This is a genomic window from Mesorhizobium loti R88b (genome assembly GCF_013170845.1).
In the GTDB taxonomy this organism is placed as follows: Bacteria; Pseudomonadota; Alphaproteobacteria; order Rhizobiales; family Rhizobiaceae; genus Mesorhizobium; species Mesorhizobium loti_B.
Genome location: NZ_CP033367.1, coordinates 4,186,302 through 4,206,396, shown reverse-complemented (window position 1 = coordinate 4,206,396; position 20,095 = coordinate 4,186,302). Strand labels below are relative to the sequence as shown.

Genomic DNA, 20,095 nt, shown 5'->3' with positions numbered 1-20,095 from the left:
TTACGCTGAGCGCAAGGCCGGCCTATCCGGTTCGGCCTTGCCCATTCTTGTGCGGCTGATGACGCGATTTCGGCCAGCCCGCTTGGCGGCGTAGAGTGCGGCATCCGCCTCGGCCAGCACCTCGTCGAGCGTGCTGCCATCGGTGCCGCCGACACCGATGCCGCCGCTGACCGTGCTGCGCAGGGGACCGAGCGGGGTGGCAACGATTTCGGTGCCGAAGGCAACGCCGACCTTACTGGCCAGATCATGGGCCCGCTCTTCCGTCATCCGCGACATGACGATGGCAAACTCCTCGCCGCCCAGGCGAAAGGCGTCGACGCCGGTCCTGGCATATTTCCGGATGACGGCGGCGAAGCGGCACAGGACCTGGTCCCCGATGGGATGACCGTAGATGTCGTTGGTCCTCTTGAAATGATCGAGGTCGAACATGACGATCGTCATGAACGGACCAAAGGTCCGTTCGCCATAGAGCGACGTCAGCCCGCGGCGGTTCATCAACCCGGTCAACGGATCGGTCATGGTCTCGGCCTTCAACTCGATTTGCGCCTGTAGGTGGTGAAGCGAGAGCGTCAAGGCACCGAGACCGGTCATGCAGGCGACGGCCACGACGGAATTCAGGCGTTCGGCCCAGTTATCGGGCGCCGCGCCAAGCGTCCATTGGCCCTTGGCCATCAGAACCACGCCGCAAAGGGCGAACGACACCGCACAGGTGCCGCTCAGGAACGAGACCACCAGCAGGATCCGGCGATCGTGACTGCCATTGATCCAGAACATGGCCCCGATCGTCGAGAGCAGCACGGTTACCACTGCGTAGGTGATGATGAAGCCGACACCGTCAAGGCCGAGGAAGGTCGCGGCCGCGCAGACAGCCATGGCGGCAAATGTCGGCACAACCGCCCGCCTATAGTCCGGCACGCCGAGATACTGCATGGCCGAAATGCAGATGGTGAGGAAGCCCAGGCTGAGCAGCGCCAGCGCGATCTGGCAAAGCAGCGGATCAGGCTCCCTGGTGTATCGCCAGAACAGGATCACATGCGCGACGAGCACGAGAATGCCGCATGCCACCGTCAGCACGAAGCCCGCGCGCGGCGCGGTGAACCAGATCGCAAACATGGTGACGGCCAGGCAGGTACCCGACAGGGCGGCTGCGAGCAGGAGCGAACTGAAATCCAGCATGTCGGGCGGGGGCCTCTCGAGCGTCGGCGGTTGCCCCACATTCTAGGTCAGCGGCAGCGCTCGAACATGGTTTTCAGCCGATCTTTCGACCCAAGCTGCGGTTAGGGTTTACAAAGCGTCGATACCACCCTGTCAGGAAATCGCATCTTTTGCCCGGCGCGAGGACCAGACAGGCATCAGCCCTTGTTGAGCAAAGCGAGATTGGCGTTGACGACCGCGGAGTCGGCCATGCCGGCCTTTGCTTCGAGCAGCAGCGCCCGGGCTTTCTTCTTGTTGCCGCGCAACAGTTGCGAATAGCCCATATTGTTGACGATCTGCGGTTTGCGGCCGGCGACCTTCAAGAGCTGGCTGTAGGCGCGGTCAGCAAAGTCGAAGCGGCCGAGTTCGTCATAGGAAGCGGCGAGCCCCATCCAGGCCTCCGCATTGTCCGCCTTCAACTCGACGGCTTTGCGGAAATGCTGTTCGGCGAGGCCATAATTGGCATCGCGAAACTGCGCCTTGCCTTGCGCCAGATCGGACGTGTCGACAGCCTTCGCCGCCGATGGGATCGCGGTCGTCTTGGTTGTGTCGACGTTGCTGTTCGTCGTGCAACCGGTGATCACGAGGACGGCCGCCATCATGGCCACCGCCGCAAATTTTGTCTGACCCATGCCCTGCCCCGTCGCCCGATTTGCCAGGTCGTTCTTCGGAAATCACAGTACAGAAGAGCAATTAAACTTCGGTGCCGAAATGCACCTAAGATTTGGTTTCCACAATACCGGCCATTAACCATTGGCACGCAACGCCTCAATCACGGCAGACGCGGGCGGCGGCTCTCACGGCGGATCCAGGGCCTTGAGCGCTGCCGGAGCCCGATAGCGGCTGCCGTCATAGCGCAGCCGGTAGGTCCGGCTCACGGACTTGCCGGGATGGGACTGGCACTCGCCATCCTTGTCGGGAGCTGGCTCGTCGGTATCCTTCCGCTCGACCGCGATGATGTCATGGTAGCCGTGATGGACCGTCGGGCTCATCGCCAGGCTGACCTGGCTCGAATGAAAGGATCCCGCGCAATTGGTGTCGCCTTCGCCGCCATTGCCGGCCACCACAAGACCGTCGAGCACCAGTCGCAGCGCATTGCCGGCGACGGCGTAGAGCCGCAGGTCGGTTTCGCTGAAGGGATTGGCCTGCGAATGGTTTGCCATCTCGATGCGCAGGCCAAAGGCGGTGACACCCGGCGCCAGCCCATAGCGGCCAGTGTCGAGTGCGATGTCGCGGATCGCGATGGCATCGTCGTTCATCAACCGGGGCTGGAGCAGGCGCTGGCGCACCTGCAGGCTCTTCCTGTCGACCACCAGAAGCTCGACATCGCCGATATGCTGGCCGTCGATGGACTGGGCGCTGTCGATCAGCGGCACCGCGACCAGCAGCAGATCGTCATGGGCAGGCCAGACCTTGCAGACCAGGCCGGGCGTAAGGTCCTGCGGGAGCGCGAGCGCAATGCTGGTATTGGGTTCGAGCGTAAAGGCGCCGCCGTCGGCGCCTTTCTGAACCTTGGGATAAGCCTGCCGCAACAGCGCGGCAGCATCGCCGCAATCGTCGGCCATGGCCTGGGTGGGTCCCCAACTGATGGCGGCGAGACCGAGGAAAAGGGTGCGCAACAGCATTCGCATTATATCCTCGCGGCGCCGGGTTGGAGCAAGATGAGAGTTATCGGCCTGCCCGGCTGAATATCAACCCAAGCTAATGCGCGCCCGTCATCTTTACGATGATCGGGATGATCGCGATCATCAGCACCACCGGCAGGATGCACACCGTTACCGGGATCGACATCTTGGCCGGCAAGGCGTGCGCCTTTTCCTCGGCCAGCGACATGCGCTTGTGGCGCATTTCGTCGGAGAAGACGCGCAGCGCGCCTGACAGGCTGGTGCCGAGTTCCTTCGACTGCTGCAACAGCGTGGCGAAGGAGCGAACCTCGTCCAGGCTGAGGCGCTCGGCGAGCGCCTTAAGCGCATCGTCGATGCTGCGCCCGGCCCTCAGCTCCAGCGACACCAGCTGCAGGTTCTGGCTCAGCGCCGGATAAGTCCTGGCGAGTTCCCTGGAGACGCGCTCGATGCCGGCTTCCATGCTCATGCCGGCATCCGAGCAGACGATCATCAGGTCCATGAAATCGGGAAAGCCGTTGCGGTATTCGCGCATCTTCTCGCGCGTCTTCTGGGTCAGCACCAGACCGGGCAGGAAGTAGCCGGCCACGCCCGACAGGATGATGAACGCCCAGCGGCTGGCCATCGTCGCGTCGGCACTGGCCATCAACTGGTTGAGGACAAAGGCACCAAGCGCGCCGCCGACCAGCGCCGAGAAACGTATGATGAAGAACATGCCGACGGCGCGCGGCTCCATATAGCCGGCCTGGATCAGCTTCATGCGCAGCCGCGCGACATTTTCCGGATCGCTCCTGGCGTAGAACGCCTGCGCCCGCTTCACCGCCTTGTCGCGCACGACGTCAGCGTTCTTCTTCTGCACCGGCTCGGGTTTCGTCGCCACCGGGCCATGGTCGACCTTGAGACGGCGCTTCACGTCGTTGCGGTCGCCCTTCGCCGTCACCATCGGCCAGGCGACCGCGACGGTGCCCAGGGCCAACAGCAGGATGGCCACCGGTATCAATGAGGTCGGCGCGAGCGAGGCGAGGAATTCGATGAAGCCCTGCATGTCAGAACCTGAAATTCGACATCTTGAACATGATCAGATTGCCCAGCATCAGCCAGGTGACCGACCCGCCGATCAGGTACCAGGTTTTCGCCTCGCCCCAGACATCGCGGTAGAAGCCCGGCATCAGCGCCATGATGGCGGCAAACAGCAGTGCCGGTATCGCCGTCAGGATGTAGGCCGACATGCGACCTTCGGTCGAGATGGCTCGCACCTTGCGGCGCAGCTTGCCGCGCTCGCGGATCGTCAACGCCAGGCCGTCGAGGATCTCGCGCAGATTGCCGCCCGAACTGGACTGGATCGAGACGGCCGTGATGAACAGCGGCAGATCCTCATGGCCGACCCTGTCGAACAGCGAATTCAACGCCGAGACCAGGTCGGAACCATAGGTGACCTCATCGGCGATGACGCCAAATTCGGTGCCGATCGGATCAGGCATCTCGCGCGACACCATGGCAATGGCCACGGGCACCGGGTGACCGGCCTTGAGACCGCGCGTGATCAGCTCCAGCGCCTCGGGCAGCTGGATGCCGAATCGCTTGAGCCGGCGCTTGCGCTTGAAGCGCATCACCATCACCGGCACCAACGGCACCAGCACGACGAACAACAGAAGCCCCATCAGCGGCGGCAAGCCATACCACATGGCGACCACGGCCATCGCCAGCGCTACGCCTGACGTGGTCATCAGGAACTTCGACATCGGCATGATCATGCCCGACTGCGTGCGCAAGGCGCGGAACCGGTCCGGCGAGAACAGCGATGTGCCCGCATCGAGGCCGCGCTCCTTGCGCAGCTGGATCAGCACCTGCTCCTGGCTGATCTTGCTTTCCTGCAGCTTCATGCGCCGGTTGATGGCGGTTCGCTTGTCGCTGCGGCCGGCATAGAGAAGATAACAGGCCTCGGCGATCATGATGCCGGTGAGCGCTGCCCCGGCATAGATGACATAGATCGCGCTGAACCCGTCGAACACCTTGGCTACTCCTGCGGTCGGCCGGGTTCGAAATAGCGTCCGGGAAACTCGATGCCCATGGCGCGCAGATCCTCGAGGAAGCGCGGCCGAATGCCGGTCGCCTCGAAATAACCGAGAATCCCGCCGTCGGCGTCCATGCCGGTACGCACGAAGCGAAAAATCTCCTGCATCTGGATGACGTCGCCTTCCATGCCGGTCACCTCGGCGACGCTCGTCACCTTGCGCTTGCCGTCGGAAAGCCGGGTCAGCTGGACGATCAGGTCGAGCGCGCTACTGATCTGGCTGCGGATCGACTGCACCGTCATCGGCATGCCGGTCATGCCCAGCATCTGTTCCAAGCGCGAAATGGCATCGCGCGGCGTGTTGGCGTGGATGGTCGCCATCGACCCTTCATGGCCGGTGTTCATCGCCTGCAGCATGTCGAAAGCTTCCTCGCCGCGGCACTCGCCGAGGATGACGCGGTCGGGTCGCATGCGCAGCGCGTTCTTGACGAGATCGCGTTGCTTCAGTTCGCCATGGCCCTCGATGTTGGCAGGGCGTGTCTCCATGCGCGCGACATGCGGCTGCTGCAGCTGAAGTTCGGCCGCGTCCTCGATGGTGATCAGCCGCTCGTCTTCGGAAATGAAGGCCGACAGCGCGTTGAGCATCGTCGTCTTGCCGGTGCCGGTGCCGCCTGAAATGATTGTCGTCTTGCGGGCGTGGACCGCCGCCGCCAGCACCTCGGCCATGTTCTGGGTGATGGCGCCGAACTCGACCAGCCTGTGCAGGCCAAGCTTGTTCTTGGAGAATTTGCGGATCGACACCAGCGGCCCGTCGACGCCAACCGGGCGGATGGCGGCGTTGAAGCGCGAACCGTCCAGCATGCGCGCATCGACCATCGGTTGTGATTCATCGACGCGGCGGCCGACGGCGGCGACGATCTTGTTGATGATGCGCAAGAGATGCGCCTCGTCCTTGAACGGAATGTGGACCTGCTGCAGCTTGCCCTTCTTTTCGACGAAGCAATTCTGGTGGCCGTTGATCAGGATGTCGTTGATGTCTGGGTCCTTGAGCAGCGGCTCGAGCGGACCGAGGCCGACCATCTCGTCGACGATATCGTCGACTAGCGCGTCGAGTTCGGCGGTGTTGATCGCCATTCGCTCCTGGCGGGTTTTTTCCGAAACGAAATCATGCACTTGCCGGCGCATCTCGTCCTTGGGCAAACGCTCCAGCGCAACGAGGTTGATCTCCTCGAGCAGCATGCGGTGAATGCGCACGCGGGCGTCGAGAACCTTGTTGGCGTTCTTTGCCGGTGCGACGTCCGCTTTTGCCGGCAAAGCCTTTCGGTTTGATGGAATGACGACCGCATGATGGGCGACCGGCGCTGTGTCCGCCGGACGCTGCGGGCGCGTGTCGCGGTTCTGCAGGGTGGAAAAACGGCTGGTCATCCGGCCTTCCTCTTCAATAAGCCCCTGCCGAGACTGAACAGCGACTTCGACTTGGCCCCGGTCGCAACTGCTTCTTCGGGAAGGATGATCTTTTTCAGATCGTTGATGACATTGGCGTTCGGGTCGATCTCGTGCAGCGGCACGCCGCGATCGACCGCCTCGCGCACCAGCCGGTAGTTGTTGGCGATGCCGCCAACGAAATGCTCGCCGAGGATCTCCTGGACGTCAGCCTGCTTGATGCCGTTGTCGAACATCTTCTGCTCGAAACGGTTGACGATGACGTTCGGCTTCACCTCCTTGCCGGCGGTCTCATAGACCGCCTGGATCAGCCTTTGCGTGTGGCGCAGGCACGGCACCGTCATCTCGGCGACAATATAGAGCTTGTTGGAGCCAAGCAGCACGGTCTCCGTCCACGGAAACCAGGTGCGCGGCATGTCGATGACGACATTGTCGAAATAGGCCGAGACAAGGTCCAGCATGCGTACCACGACATCGGTCTTGAACGAGCGCATCTCGGCCGGGTGCGTCGGCGCCGCCAGCACGCAAAGGCCGCTGGCATGCTTGGACAGCATCACGTCGAGCAGTTGCCGGTCGAGGCGTTCGGGTTGGTTCTCGATCTCGGTGATGTCGAAGCGCGGCTCGAGGTCGAGATATTCGGCGCAGGCGCCCTGCTGGAAATTGAGGTCGACCACGCACGTCGAGGCACCACGCGTCACCGAATGATGCAGCTGGAACGCGGTCTGCAGCGCCAGTGTCGTGGTGCCGACGCCGCCGGCCGCCGGCATAAAGGTGTATATTTGCGACTCCGTGTTTTCCTCACGCCCCGGCCCTTGCAGGGCGCGTACGACCGAGCGCACCAGATCGGCCGTGGTGATCGGCTTGACCAGGAAGTCCGCGACCTTGAGCTGCACCAGGATGCGCACGGCAGCGGCGTTGAACTCCTGGGTGACCACGACCACCGGCGCCTTGCCCTCCAGCCGGCGCATGATGCGCTGCAGGGACTCGACCTCCTCCAGTCTCGCCGCGTCCATGTCGACGATGATGGCGCCGAAGTCGGTCTCCTGGACCTCGCCGCGCAGTTCGGTGACGTTCTTCTCCACCGTCGAGAGCTGGATGATCTCGGAGGCGGCGAATGCGGTCTTCGTGTCCTGCACGAAGGTCCTGTCCGTCGATACGAGCAGGATCTTCTTGGTCTTGATGCCGTTTGCCATTTTCGCCGCCTGTCAGGTCGATCGCCTTGTGGATCAGTTTTCGGTGCTTGCCTGCGATGCCTTCGCGCCCGCAGCCTGATCGGGCGTGACGGGTCCAGCATTGCCAGACTTGGCAGGCACGAGAAGCCTGGTGTTCTGGACGCCGTATTTCCACGGGTCGACCATCTGCATGGCGGTGTTGGCGGCCTGGGCGTTGCCGGCGCCGGTCGTCACCCCTTCGCTGCGTGTGTAATCGTCGCTGGTGCAGCCGCCGGCCAAACCGGCAAGAAGCAGGGTAATGCTCGATCTCAGGACCAGACGCATGGCTTCAGTCCTTCGGCAGGTCGAGGAAATGCCCGACCGTGGTGGTGGGAGCGGCCCGTGCGGCACTACCATCGGCCAGCGCCAGCGCGCGGCTGGTGTCCGACGCCTTCACTTCCTCGGTGTTGTTGAGGAAGTAGTCGGCATTGCTGGGCGGCTGCGTGCCATCGGTGGGCTCGACCATTTTCTTCGACGGATCGACCGGCTTGACCAGATAGGGCGTGACGAGGATGACCAGGTCGGTCTCGCGCCGCTGGTAGGATTTCGACGAGAACAGCGGTCCAAGAACGGGCATCTTGCCGAGGCCGGGGATGCGCGACGTGGTGACGTCGTTTTGTGTCTGCAGCAGCCCTGCGATCATGAAGCTCTGGCCGTTCTTCAGGTCGACCGACGTTTTGGCACGCCGCACGATGAAGCCCGGCACGGAGATGTTGCCGATGTTGTATGACGCCGACGCGTCGATCGAAGAGACTTCCGGGGCGATGTCGAGGCTGACCAGCCCGTCCTTGAGCACGGTCGGCGTGAAGTCCAGACTGACGCCGTATTTCTTGTAGGTGACGGAGATCTTGCCGTTGTCCTCCGAAACCGGGATCGGGAATTCACCCCCGGCCAGGAAACTTGCCGTCTGGCCGGAGCGGGCGATCAGGTTGGGCTCGGCCAGCATCCGGGCGAGGCCGCGTTCCTCCAGCGCCTTGACGGCGATATCGATGGACACGCCATTCGACAGCAGGCTGCCGATGATCTCGCCTGTACCCGCCGTCGGCACCGACGCCCCATCCGGGTTCAGCACGACACTACGCCCACCGAGGCCATAGGCGAAATTGGCGCTGTATTTGGCGCCGAGGTCCTGCCCCGCCTGGCGGTTGATCTCGACGAAGCGAACATTGAGCTGGACCTGCTGCGACGACGAGATGTTGACCGAGTTGATCACGTCCTCTTTGCCGGAAAAGCGCGTGGCGATCTGGTTCGCCTTTTCGGCGGCGACCGCGTCATCCGCCTCGCCCGACAGCACGACACGGCCATTGGCCGAGCCGACCTTGATCTTGGCGTCCGGCACGCTGGCGCGGATGGTGCTGGCCAGTTGATCAGTGTCGAGCGTCACCTCGATGTCGACGGTGCCAACGAGCTGCTTTTTCTCGTCGAACAGCGCGATGCCGGTGGTGCCGAGATTGTTGCCCAGCACATAGAAGGATTTATCGGTCAGCGGGTTGACGTTGGCGATATCAGGATCGCCGATGACGATCTGGTAGAAGGCAGCACTTGTCACGATCGTCTTGGGCTTGCCCTTGGCGACCTTGATCGACGCATTCTTGGTCGACGAGACATAGACGACGTCATTGTCCGCCCTGGCCGCGCTGGGCAAGGCAAGCGTGCCGCTCGCGGCCAGTGCAACCGCCATCGCCAGGGCGCGCGTGATGCGCGACCGGTCCGTCATTCGATATAGGCTACGCATCAGCATTGTCCCGTCCCGCCCGGTCCCCACCGGCCTTTACTTCTGGTTCTGGTCCCGCGCGGGAACCTGATATTCCTCGGCCTTCGTGCCGCGCGTCACGATGATTGTCTTGAATTTCGGCTTCTCCGGCTCCTTGGTCATGGCGCCGAACAGCGAGCCGGCCGCGGCCTCGGCCTTGGCCGCCACCGATCCGCCGAAGGAGGAGATGGTGGTGACGCCGTTCTTGCCATCGCCGCCTTCACTGGCGGAGCGAAGCGACAGCGACAGCGTGCCGACGGTGCGGGCAAGCGCCACTTTCTGCGCGCCTTCGGTCGTCACCTCGATGGTCACGGAATTGGTCACCTGCGGCGTCGTCTGGCGCTCGTCGGCGCCCTGGCCGACACTCAGCACCTTGGCATCGGCTACGACAATCTCGGAAGTGATGGTCGAACCGGCGGCGCCTTGCGCGTTCTTGGCGACTTCCTGGATTTCGCCGGCATCGCGCGTCAGCACGACATCGACGCGGTCGCCCGGCGTGACGAAGCCGCCGACACCGGCGATCTCGTCGGTGCGGATGGTGACCGCCCGCATTCCTGGCGTCATCATGTTGGAAAGCGTTGCGCGCCCGTTCGGCCCCGACAGCTTGGTCAGCAGCACCGGTTCGTTGACGTCGATCGGCGACAGCACGACGCGGCTGCCTTCGCCGAGCAATCCATCGATGGTGGGAAAGGCACCTTGCGGCAGGGAATCCTGCGGCCACGGGATTTCAACCAGCTTGGCGCGGTCGAGTTCCATGCCGTAGCGCAAAGGCGCGTTTGCCACCACGATGGTCTTGAACTCAATCCTGGGCGCGGCGGGAGCGGGTATCGACGCCGTTTTCTCCCCGGCATCGGCCTTGGCCTGGCTCTTGACCCAGAAATCCGCGGCAAAGATCGAGATCGCGCCGAAAACGGCGGCGATGCCGATCATCGTTATGGCCTTGCCCCTCACGCCGAAACCCCTGATGCCCGTCGTCTCTTGTTATGTTGGGCTCACGCTAGGCCGCTTTGTTAAAGAATCAGGAATGCAGAACGGCGGTCTCAGACCTATTTCCGCCCGCTTGGTTATCGAATGGTTTTAGGATATGAGGGGTCAAATCCCCGAACGTAACAGGAACCTCCGTCGCCTGGCGCCGCAAAGCGTGGCAGTATCGACGGGTGATTCGCAGCATCGGACCCGATGGCAGGCATGGACGACAACAACGATCTCTTCGGCAATCTGGGCAAGGAGCCGCAGCCGGCCCGCACGCCGGCACGTCCGGCGGATCCGCTGGTGCAGGCTGCCAAGCGTCCTGCCGCGACCAAGGATGGCAGCGAGGGCTATAGCGCCGCCGACATCGAGGTGCTCGAAGGGCTGGAGCCGGTGCGCCGCCGGCCCGGCATGTATATTGGCGGCACCGACGACAAGGCGATGCACCATCTGTTCGCCGAAGTCATCGACAATTCGATGGACGAGGCGGTCGCCGGCCATGCCACCTTCATCGACGTCGAGCTTTCGGCCGACGGCTATCTTGCCGTCACCGACAATGGCCGCGGCATTCCGGTCGACCCGCATCCGAAATTCAAGAAGCCGGCGCTCGAAGTGATCATGACGACGCTGCATTCGGGCGGTAAATTCGACTCCAAGGTCTACGAGACCTCGGGCGGCCTGCACGGCGTCGGCGTGTCCGTCGTCAATGCGCTGTCGGACCATCTCGAGGTCGAGGTCGCACGCGGCCGCCAGCTTTATCGCCAGCGTTTTTCGCGCGGCGTTCCAGTGACCGGCCTGGAGCAGCTTGGCGAGGTTCACAACCGCCGCGGCACAAAAATCCGCTTCCATCCCGACGAGCAGATCTTCGGCAAGGGTGCGGCGTTCGAGCCGGCCCGGCTCTACCGCATGACGCGGTCGAAAGCCTATCTGTTCGGCGGTGTCGAAATCCGCTGGACCTGCGATCCATCGCTGATCAAGGAAAAGGACCAGACGCCGGCCAAGGCAGCATTCCATTTCCCGGGCGGCCTGAAGGATTATCTGAAGGCATCACTGGGCGATGACTTCCAGGTCACCCGCGAAATCTTCGCCGGCAAGAGCGAGAAGCAGGGCGGCCATGGCTCACTGGAATGGGCGGTGACCTGGTTCGGCGGCGACGGCTTTGTGAATTCCTACTGCAACACCATCCCGACCGGCGAAGGCGGCACGCATGAGGCCGGCTTCCGCAACGTGCTGACGCGCGGGCTTCGCGCCTATGCCGACCTTGTCGGTAACAAGCGAGCCTCGATCGTCACCTCGGAAGACGTCATGATCTCGGCGGCGGGCATGCTTTCGGTGTTCATCCGCGAGCCGGAGTTCGTCGGCCAGACCAAGGACAGGCTGGCAACGATCGAGGCGATCCGCATTGTCGAGACAGCGATCCGCGATCCCTTCGACCATTGGCTGGCCGACAATCCACAAGAAGCCTCGAAGCTGCTCGAATGGGTGATCGCGCGCGCCGACGAGCGGGTGCGCCGACGCCAGGAAAAGGAAGTGTCGCGAAAAAGCGCGGTGCGCAAGCTGCGCCTGCCGGGCAAGCTCGCCGACTGCACGCAGAATGCGGCTGCAGGCGCTGAACTCTTCATCGTCGAAGGTGACTCGGCCGGCGGCTCGGCCAAGCAGGCGCGCGACCGTGCCAGCCAGGCCGTGTTGCCGCTGCGCGGAAAAATCCTCAACGTCGCCAGCGCCGGCAACGACAAGCTGGCCGCCAACCAGCAGATATCGGACCTGATCCAGGCGCTCGGCTGCGGCACGCGCACGAAGTACCGCGACGAGGATCTGCGCTACGACCGGGTGATCATCATGACCGACGCCGACGTCGACGGCGCCCACATCGCCTCACTTTTGATCACCTTCTTCTACCAGGAGATGCCGGCGCTGGTGCGCGGCGGCCATCTCTATCTGGCGGTGCCGCCGCTTTACTCGATCCGGCAAGGCGGCAAGGTTGCCTATGCCCGTGACGATGCGCACAAGGATGAGCTTCTGCGCACCGAATTCACCGGGCGCGGCAAGGTCGAGCTTGGCCGCTTCAAGGGACTGGGCGAGATGATGGCCGCGCAGCTCAAGGAGACCACCATGGATCCGCGGAAGCGCACCCTACTCAGGGTCGATGTGAACGAAATCGATTCAGCCACCAAGGACAGGGTCGATGAGCTGATGGGCACCAAGCCGGAAGCCCGCTTCCGCTTCATCCAGGAACGCGCCGAATTCGCCGCAACGGAAGTGCTGGATATCTAGCCGCTGGCCAGTTTAGCTTGCGCTTCCGATATGGAGACCAGCATGTGACCTGGGCGCGGCTGAAGGGCTATTTCGAGGCGAGTTTGGCGGGGCTGACGCAGCCGACGCGCTCGGACTGGATTTTCGCACTTCGCACGGTCTCAGCCGGCCTGATCGCACTTCTCGCCGCCTACGTCCTGAAACTTGATCACCCGCAATGGGCCATGATGACGGTGTTCATCGTCGCCCAGCCGGTCGCCGGTATGGTGCTGGCGAAGGGCTTTTACCGGTTGCTCGGCACGCTGGTCGGCGGCATCGCGGCGATCGGCATCACCACGGTGTTCGGCACCAACCCATGGGTGCTGGTGACCGTGCTTGCCGTCTGGATCGGGATTTGCACCTTCGTCTCGTCACTGCTGCGCAATCCCGAAGCCTATGGTGCTGCCCTTGCCGGCTACACCGCGATGATCATCGGCCTGCCGGCCTTCGGACAGCCACATCTCGTCGTCGACCTTGCGGTCGCCCGCTGCGCGGAAATCGTGCTCGGCATTGTCTGTGCCGGCGTGACCAGCCGGCTGATCCTGCCGAAGCTGGCGGCCGACGCCATCATCTCGCGGTTGAAGCGCAGCATCCTCGATCTTGCCACCTATGCCAGCGGCGCTTTTTCCGGCGGTGATCCGGCAACGCTCGCCGGCTTGCACCGAAAACTGGTCGCCGACACCCAGACGCTTGGCGAGATGCGCGCCTATGCCAGGCTGGAAGCCCCGAGTTTCGCGCCACGCGCCCATCCGGTCCGGCGCACCATCGGACAACTTCTCTCTGCGCTGTCGGCGGCACGCGCGCTGCATTCGCACGCAGCGCCCAAAAATGCAGCACTCATACCGGTGCGCTCGGAGTTGCATAGCCTTGTCAGTGAACTGGCGACGAAGCCGGGCGCGTTGGACGACACCGCCCCCTGGGTGACACGGCTCGACGCGATCTCGGCCAAGGCCCGGCAAATTCCCGATGCCTCGGTCGACCAGGGCGACGACAGGGTCGGCACCATCACCCGTCTCACCATCGCTGCCGATTTCGCCGAGGCCTTCAAGCAGGTGCTGCGTGGTCTCGACGCCTTGCGCGCTCCCGTCACGCGCCCGGTTCGAGGCAGCAGGCAGCCAGCTCTGGTGGTGCACCGAGACTACCCCGGCGCATCGCGCAATGCCGTGCGCGCTGCTCTCACCACCTTGCTGGTCGCGGCCTTCTGGTTGACGACGAAATGGTCGGAAGCGGCGGGCACGGTCATTCTCGTTGCCGTCGTATCCAGCCTTTTCGCCGCTCGCCCCGATCCGGTGCAGGTGTCCTGGGGCTTCTTCAAGGGAACGCTACTGGCTTTGCCCTTTGCCTTTCTGGTCGGCCAGATCGCGTTGCCTGCCCTGCCCGGCTTCGGCTGGTTCGTCCTGTTTGTCGTGCCGATCCTGGTGCCAACGGCGCTGGGCATGGCCAATCCGCGCTATGTCGGCGTAGCCACGGCCTTTGCCATCAACTTCCTCGCTTTCCTCAGCCCGCATCAGGCGATGACCTATGATCCCGGCCCGTTCTTCGCCGGCTCGGCATCGGTGCTGGTTGGTATCTTGCTGGCGATTGGCGTCTTCATCCTGGTGCTGCCCGCCGATCCGTGGCTGGCGGCCAATCGCATCGTGCGCGCCATGCGCGAGGATCTGGCGCGGCTTTGCCTGCATGAGCGCGTGCCGAGACGTTCGGCCTTCGAGAGCCTCGCCTATGATCGGGTCAACCAGCTGATGCCGCTGGTGCAGAATTCCGGCAGCAAGGGCGATGCGGTCCTGGGCGGCGGCGTCGCCGCCGTTACAGTCGGCCTGGAAATCCTGCGGCTGCGCGAGGCGCAACAGGCGCATGCCGTTCCGTCCGAAACCGCGCTTTCGATTGCCAATTTCCTAAGGGGCCTGGCGCGCGAACTGCTCTTCCGCGCCCCTGGCGATCCGCAGACAGCGACCGTCGCCGTCGCCCGCCAATATGCGGCGACCATCGCCCAGCGAAACACCACCGGCGACGTGCTGCAGATCGCGGCGTCATTGCGCATCATCGCCGCCGCGATAGAGGATTTTCCGGATTTTTTTGCGAGGGATAAAGGCTAGGCTGCCGCTATCGCCAGTGCGTGCCCACGCGCATTCTCGCGCAGCGCGTCGAGATGGATCGACTTGATCAGGGCGGCAAGATCCCCTTCTGCGGCTTGTCCACCCACTTCCTTGAGCATCAGCCAGCTGACTTCCTGCACGCCGGCAACACGCTTGCCGTTGGCGACCTCGCGCCAGATTTTCAGCGCGCGCAGGATGATGGCATGCGTGGCGGCGGCGAGGCCGGCGCTGCGGAACAGCGCCTGCAAGGCGACATCATGCCCGCCGGCCAGCAACGCCCTCACCCTTTGTTCGGATTGCTGGCTGAGCGCGACCAGCGCCGAGCCGAAGAAATCGACTTTGCCATGGGCGATGGTACGGATGAGGAAGCTGGCGGTGAGGTCGCCGCGTAGGCGCAGATGTTCGATCAGCGCGGCATGTTCTTCCTGGCGCGTACCCTCGATCAGCGTCACCGAGGCCTTGACGCAAGCGTCGCGCATAACGCGCTCGGCGCGTGCGGCGCCCATCAATGCCATGACCAGCGGCGATGTCTTCAATGTCTCGCCGAGCTTGATGAGCAGCATATGCCGGCAGTCGGCAGGCAGTCTGACATCCGAGATCAGTCCCTCGCGCACCAGCGGCAGATGCCCGTGGCGTTCGGCCATGCGGCGGAAGCTCAGCGAAGCGATGTCAGCGCCGCTGTTGGCGAGCAGGACGGCGCAGGCTTCCGCCTCGCCGATCTCGGCGATCGCCGCCGACAGCGCCATCGAGACAACAGGACGGTCGGCGATCAGCTTCTGCGTCGCCTTCGGGCTCGCAGCCACGCGATTGATCAGGTCGGCATCGGTCAGCAGCGGCGAGCGCGCCAGCACGACGCCGGCAACCTCCGGCTGATCGGACGCCAGCGCACTGATGATCTGCAGCGGCGCATGGTGGCTCATGGAGAGCGCTTCAGCCATCGCCAGCCGCACTTTCGACGAGGCATCGTCGAGCAGCAGCGTCAGCGCTGCCTCGGCAGCGCAGCGATCCTCGAACGGCAATTCGGAATTGACGTAGGCCCGGGCCAGCGCGTTGGCCGCGGCGGCGCGCTCGGACACTCTTGCCGTGTAGATCCATTTCAGGAAATGCGAAACAACAACCATGCCCGCCTGCTTACGCCCCTTGCCGGAAGGTTTCCGGCCCCGCTGAAGACGGTAGGCAGAAATGGTTTACGAACGGTTCACCATGTTCATTAACTGGCTTGCGAGCGCCGGATGCAGCGCCTATCAACCGTCAATCAGCGCAGGAGACCAAGAAATGGCCGGGCTATATCTCGAGGAATTTGTCGTCGGCCATGTCTTCCAGCACACGCTGCGCAAAACCGTCACCGAGAGCGACAACATGCTGTTTTCGGTGATGACGCTGAACCCGCAGCCGCTGCATATCGACTTCGATTTTGCCGCCAAGAGCGAATGGGGCAAGCCGCTGGTCAACTCGCTGTTCACGCTCGGCCTGATGATCGGCATTTCGGTCAACGACATCACCGTCGGCACGACGGTGGCCAATCTCGGCATGAAGGAAACGGTGTTTCCGCACCCGGTTTTCCATGGCGACACCATTCGTGTCGAGACCACGGTCATCTCAGTGCGCGAGTCCAAATCGAAGCCGGATCGCGGCATCGTCGAGTTCGAGCACCGCGCCTACAACCAGAATGGCGATCTGGTCGCCAAATGCACCAGGCAAGCGATGATGCTGAAGAAGAAGGCCGCCTGATGCGCTCGCTGCTGTTCGTGCCCGGCGATTCCGAGCGCAAGCTGGAAAAGGGATTTGGCGCCGGCGCCGACGTGGTGATCGTCGACCTCGAGGACTCCGTGGCGCCGCAAAACAAGGCGCAGGCACGAGACATCGCGGCGCGCTTCATCGTAGAACGCAGGGCGCAAACCAGCTCAGCCATCTACGTCAGGGTCAACGACCTGTCGACCGGGCTGACCGATGACGATTTGGCTGCGCTCGTGCCAACCAGGCCGGACGGCATCATGCTGCCCAAATCCAACAGCGGCCAGGACGTCCAGCACCTTTCGGCAAAGCTCAGGGTTCACGAGGCCCAGAACGGCTTGGCCGATGGAGCGACAAGAATCCTGCCGATCATCACCGAAACGCCGGCCGGTGTGCTTGCCGCAGCGACCTATGCCGGGGCAAGCGCACGGCTCGCTGGTCTCACCTGGGGCGCGGAGGACCTGTCGGCCGCGATCGGCGCGCGCTCTGCCCGCGACGAGCACGGCCGCCACACCGACCTCTTCCGCCACGCTCGCCTGACGACCATCCTTGCGGCCGGAGCCGCTGAGGTCGCGGCGATCGACACCGTTTTCCCGAATTTTCGTGACATGGCGGCCTTCGCCGTGGAATGCACTGAGGCCGAGCGCGACGGCTTCACCGGCAAGATGGCGATCCACCCCGATCAGGTGCCTCTCATCAACGCCGCCTTCACACCCTCAGCGGAGGCGGTGAAACAGTCAGCGGCGATCGTCGCGGCGTTCGAAGCGGCGGGAAATTCCGGCGTCGTCGGCATTGACGGAAAAATGTTCGACCGCCCGCATCTGCGGCTGGCCGAACGGCTGCTGGCTCGGGCGAAGGCGGCAGGCGTTTCCGCTTAATCCCGCGCCAGCACGATGATCCGGTCCTCGGGCAGATAGGCCAGCGCTTCCGACTTCAGCGGATTGACGGTAACGCCGCCCAGTGCCCGCTGGTCGGTGTCTCCGGCACGGATGCGCCGGTAGCCGATGGCGATCTCGCCACGCAGCCGCGCCGATTCCGCGATCGTCCAGAACGTCACAGGCTGATCGATGGCGACATAGTCGCCGACCGGGCGCATGTAGATTTCGGAGCCCTGTTCATCGAGCAGGTCATCGAAGATCGCGGCGAGGTACTGGTTCTCCGACGCCTGCGCCAGCATCAGGCTGACCAGCCTGTTGCTGACGACGAAATCATCGGCCTTGGTCACCGCCGCAAGCTCACGGTTGCGCACGTCGATCATCTCGCTGACGATCGAGATGTGCGTGCCGGCATCGTCCGCGATCTTGCGCAGATGCAATAGCGTCACCAGCGTGCGCGTATCGGCCGGCTGCGCTGCCATGGTTTCGCTGTAGCCGAGGACGAGCACGTGATCGTAGGACGGCACGTCCAGGCTTGCCAGGGCGGTGCTGCTCGATGTGTCGGTGATGCGGCAGGAAACCGACAGATTGTCGCCGGCGACCGGCAGTTCGGCAACTTCCTGCTCGAGGCCGGGTGTGTCGGCGGCGATGGTCAGGATCGACCCAGGCGCGACGTATCGCGACAGTTCATAGGTGATGATCGGGCCGCGCCGATTCCAGCCGAGGATCAGGGTGCGCTCGGGCTTCGGCTCGATGGGCCGCGGCCCACGGATCGCCGCCGCATCGATCTTGATCCCGGAGCTTCCGAGCTTTATCGCGGCATCGTCCTCGGCGATGATGATGGCGCGCATGTCCTTGCCGATCACGAGGTCCGACGAAGGGTTGAGATTGACGCGCCCCTTCTGGTCGCAAAGCCCGATCAGCGCGCAGTGTTCATAGGCCATGACCGCCTCGCCGAAGGTCTTGCCGGTGAGATCAGGCTGCTCGGTCGTGTAGATTTCGCAGCCGTCGAAATCGAGCAGCTCCGAATAGACGCCGCTCAGACCCGACTGCCGGCTCGAATGCACGACGATGCGCGAGATCAGCTGGTCGGCCAACACGAGCTGCACCTCGGCTCCGCCGACGACGCGGGCGACCTCGGCATTCCTGCCATCGCGGATCTCGGCGGCGATATTGTAGGGGTCGGTGCGCCGGCCCGGGTCGTTGACCAGCGCCAGCACCGTCTTGATGACCTGCGAATCGGGGTCGTCGCCTTGCGGCGACAGCACCACGACTGACCGCGAAGTCTGCGGGTTGACGATGGCCAGGTCATAGAGATCGGTTGGGTCGCCGCTGCGGCAGATGACGCGCGTATTGCCCAGTTTGCCGACCTTGGCCGCGATCTCGTCCTCCATCTCGACCTTGTCCATATTGGCCATGACGACGATGCGCGGACGGCGGCGGCTGGCGTTGGCAATGACGAGTTCGGAGATGACGTCGAAGATCGATGGCGACCAGTTGAGGATAATGGTGTGATCGGCCTCCAGCACGCGCGAGCGGCCCTTGCGCAATTCATCGAGCTTGCCGTCGACACCGGCGCTGAGCACGCCGATGAGGGCAGACACGACGAAGATGCCGGCAAGCGTGACGACCAGCATGACGAGACGGAAGGCCCAGCCGGTGTCCCCGCCCATCGTGCCGGAATCGAGCGTGCGCATCAGCGATTCCCAGAACGCTTCGAAGAAGCCCAGCGGCTCACCGCCCTCCGGTGCGATGCGGGTCACCGCAAGGAAAGCCGCGGCGGCGATGATGATCAGCAGGGAAACGATGGCGAGCCAGCCGATCAGCGCGATCGGGCCGGCGGCCATGCTCCTGTCGAACTGGTAGCGCAGCCGGGTTGCCAGCGAGTCTCGTTTCTTCATGTCGCCGCTGCCCCCGCACTATCCCCAAGGTCGACGCGCGCCAACGCAACGCCGAAGCCGCTCTCTTAAAGCAATTCCAGGAAAAGTGTGAACGGTTTTCCGTCCGGAATTGCGTCAAAACAAAGAGTTAGAGCGGTTTGCCGTTTCTGTGAAACGGTGAACCGTTCTAGCCTGTGTTCGGGTGAAGGGGAATCGCTATTCGCGTGTTCACGGCTAAGGAATTCACTGCGATGGCTGGCGTGCGAGGGCGGCAGACACTTCGCCTGACCGCTACCAGACCATCGGGATCAGACGGTAGCGAACCTCATTTGCATAGTCGTCATAGCCGCGCAGGCCGGCGCGAAGCGTTTTCTCTTCGATGAAGGTGCGAATGGCTAGGAGAACGACGAACACGAGCACCGATGCCAGCCCCCACCAGGAGCCGAGCAGGAGTGCCGTGCCGGCGAAGAACAGGATGGCGCCGGCATACATCGGATGGCGGACATGACTATAAGGCCCCGTCGTGATCACGTGCTGTCCGCGTTCATCCTGGATCTTCACGACGGGCGCCGCGAAACTGTTCTCCAGCATGGTCAGGTAGCAGATCCAGATTCCGACCAGCAGGACCAGAGTGCCGACCACCTGTGCCCAGACCGGAACCGTCGACCAGCCGAAACGGAAGTCGAAGCCCATGAAGATCTGCCAGCCAAGGATGGCGAGCAGCAGTATGGACAGCAGGACCTTGTCGGCCGCTGTCTGGTTCTTCTGGATGGGACGGCTCAGCCGCTCATTCATCAGGCCGGGGTCGCGCTGCGCCAGCGTAATTCCCAGGATGAGACTGAGCCCCACCATCCCCACAAGATAGACCCAGGCCCCCTGCCAATGCAGCGTGCCGGCCGACAGGAAGAGCAAGGCGCCCATGACGCCGAACCAGATGAATGTCTGAAGAACCAATTTCGCGATCATGATCGACCTTCCACGGTTTGCCCCCGCGGCATTGTCTGAAATAGACCAG

Annotated in this window: 17 protein-coding genes; 4 read left to right on the top strand and 13 right to left on the bottom strand. The window is 63.4% G+C overall.

All coding sequences use genetic code 11. The features are described from left to right. From EB235_RS20510 to cpaB, 10 genes are all read right to left on the bottom strand, one after another. The gene (locus tag EB235_RS20510) at nucleotides 1-1,176 is read right to left on the bottom strand and encodes a GGDEF domain-containing protein (protein WP_027029218.1); all 1,176 of its coding nucleotides are present in this window, start codon (nucleotides 1,174-1,176) and stop codon (nucleotides 1-3) included. A 176-nt stretch (nucleotides 1,177-1,352) separates the two neighbouring features. Next, entirely contained in the window at nucleotides 1,353-1,826 is a 474-nt protein-coding gene (locus EB235_RS20505; protein ID WP_032925374.1) for a tetratricopeptide repeat protein, read from the bottom strand. 165 nt (nucleotides 1,827-1,991) lie between these two features. Then, a complete protein-coding gene (locus EB235_RS20500; protein ID WP_080680724.1) occupies nucleotides 1,992-2,819 on the bottom strand; it encodes a hypothetical protein in 828 nt (275 codons plus the stop codon). 76 nt (nucleotides 2,820-2,895) lie between these two features. Further along, nucleotides 2,896-3,861: a type II secretion system F family protein gene (locus EB235_RS20495; protein ID WP_027029221.1), complete on the bottom strand. Its 966-nt coding sequence runs from the start codon at nucleotides 3,859-3,861 to the stop codon at nucleotides 2,896-2,898. Nucleotide 3,862: 1 nt separating this feature from the next. Then, nucleotides 3,863-4,828, bottom strand: a complete 966-nt coding sequence (locus tag EB235_RS20490) for a type II secretion system F family protein (protein WP_027029222.1) — start codon at nucleotides 4,826-4,828, stop codon at nucleotides 3,863-3,865. Between the two features lie 5 nt (nucleotides 4,829-4,833). Next, nucleotides 4,834-6,255 carry a CpaF family protein gene (locus EB235_RS20485; protein ID WP_027029223.1) on the bottom strand — a complete coding sequence of 474 codons (1,422 nt, stop codon included), beginning with the start codon at nucleotides 6,253-6,255 and terminating at the stop codon, nucleotides 4,834-4,836. Next, on the bottom strand, nucleotides 6,252-7,466 hold the full coding sequence (locus EB235_RS20480; protein WP_027029224.1) for an AAA family ATPase: 1,215 nt from the start codon (nucleotides 7,464-7,466) through the stop codon (nucleotides 6,252-6,254). Before EB235_RS20480 ends, EB235_RS20485 begins: the two co-directional genes overlap by 4 nt. A 33-nt stretch (nucleotides 7,467-7,499) precedes the next feature. Further along, nucleotides 7,500-7,769 (bottom strand): hypothetical protein, encoded by a 270-nt coding sequence (locus tag EB235_RS20475; protein WP_027029225.1) that lies wholly within the window; start codon nucleotides 7,767-7,769, stop codon nucleotides 7,500-7,502. A 4-nt stretch (nucleotides 7,770-7,773) separates the two neighbouring features. Then, entirely contained in the window at nucleotides 7,774-9,225 is a 1,452-nt protein-coding gene (locus EB235_RS20470) for a type II and III secretion system protein family protein (RefSeq protein WP_032925376.1), read from the bottom strand. Between the two features lie 30 nt (nucleotides 9,226-9,255). Next, the gene (gene cpaB, locus EB235_RS20465) at nucleotides 9,256-10,188 is read right to left on the bottom strand and encodes a Flp pilus assembly protein CpaB (protein ID WP_245268750.1); all 933 of its coding nucleotides are present in this window, start codon (nucleotides 10,186-10,188) and stop codon (nucleotides 9,256-9,258) included. Between the two features lie 237 nt (nucleotides 10,189-10,425). Between cpaB and parE the strand changes: the two genes are divergently transcribed. Beyond that, a complete protein-coding gene (gene parE / locus EB235_RS20460) occupies nucleotides 10,426-12,480 on the top strand; it encodes a DNA topoisomerase IV subunit B (RefSeq protein WP_027029228.1) in 2,055 nt (684 codons plus the stop codon). A 44-nt stretch (nucleotides 12,481-12,524) separates the two neighbouring features. Continuing rightward, complete coding sequence (locus EB235_RS20455; RefSeq protein ID WP_027029229.1) at nucleotides 12,525-14,591, top strand: FUSC family protein; 2,067 nt, start codon at nucleotides 12,525-12,527, stop codon at nucleotides 14,589-14,591. On the opposite strand, the gene EB235_RS20450 is transcribed toward EB235_RS20455, so the two are convergent. Beyond that, complete coding sequence (locus EB235_RS20450) at nucleotides 14,588-15,712, bottom strand: DUF2336 domain-containing protein (RefSeq protein WP_027029230.1); 1,125 nt, start codon at nucleotides 15,710-15,712, stop codon at nucleotides 14,588-14,590. The two genes, EB235_RS20455 and EB235_RS20450, sit on opposite strands and share 4 nt — an antisense overlap. A 154-nt stretch (nucleotides 15,713-15,866) precedes the next feature. On the opposite strand from EB235_RS20450, the gene EB235_RS20445 reads away from it, so the two are divergent. After that, entirely contained in the window at nucleotides 15,867-16,322 is a 456-nt protein-coding gene (locus EB235_RS20445; RefSeq protein WP_027029231.1) for a MaoC family dehydratase, read from the top strand. Then, entirely contained in the window at nucleotides 16,322-17,203 is an 882-nt protein-coding gene (locus EB235_RS20440; protein ID WP_027029232.1) for an HpcH/HpaI aldolase/citrate lyase family protein, read from the top strand. Before EB235_RS20445 ends, EB235_RS20440 begins: the two co-directional genes overlap by 1 nt. On the opposite strand, the gene EB235_RS20435 is transcribed toward EB235_RS20440, so the two are convergent. After that, complete coding sequence (locus tag EB235_RS20435) at nucleotides 17,200-19,101, bottom strand: CASTOR/POLLUX-related putative ion channel (RefSeq protein WP_027029233.1); 1,902 nt, start codon at nucleotides 19,099-19,101, stop codon at nucleotides 17,200-17,202. The genes EB235_RS20440 and EB235_RS20435 overlap by 4 nt on opposite strands. A 270-nt stretch (nucleotides 19,102-19,371) precedes the next feature. Beyond that, a complete protein-coding gene (locus tag EB235_RS20430; protein ID WP_027029234.1) occupies nucleotides 19,372-20,046 on the bottom strand; it encodes a methyltransferase family protein in 675 nt (224 codons plus the stop codon). Nucleotides 20,047-20,095: the final 49 nt, after the last annotated feature.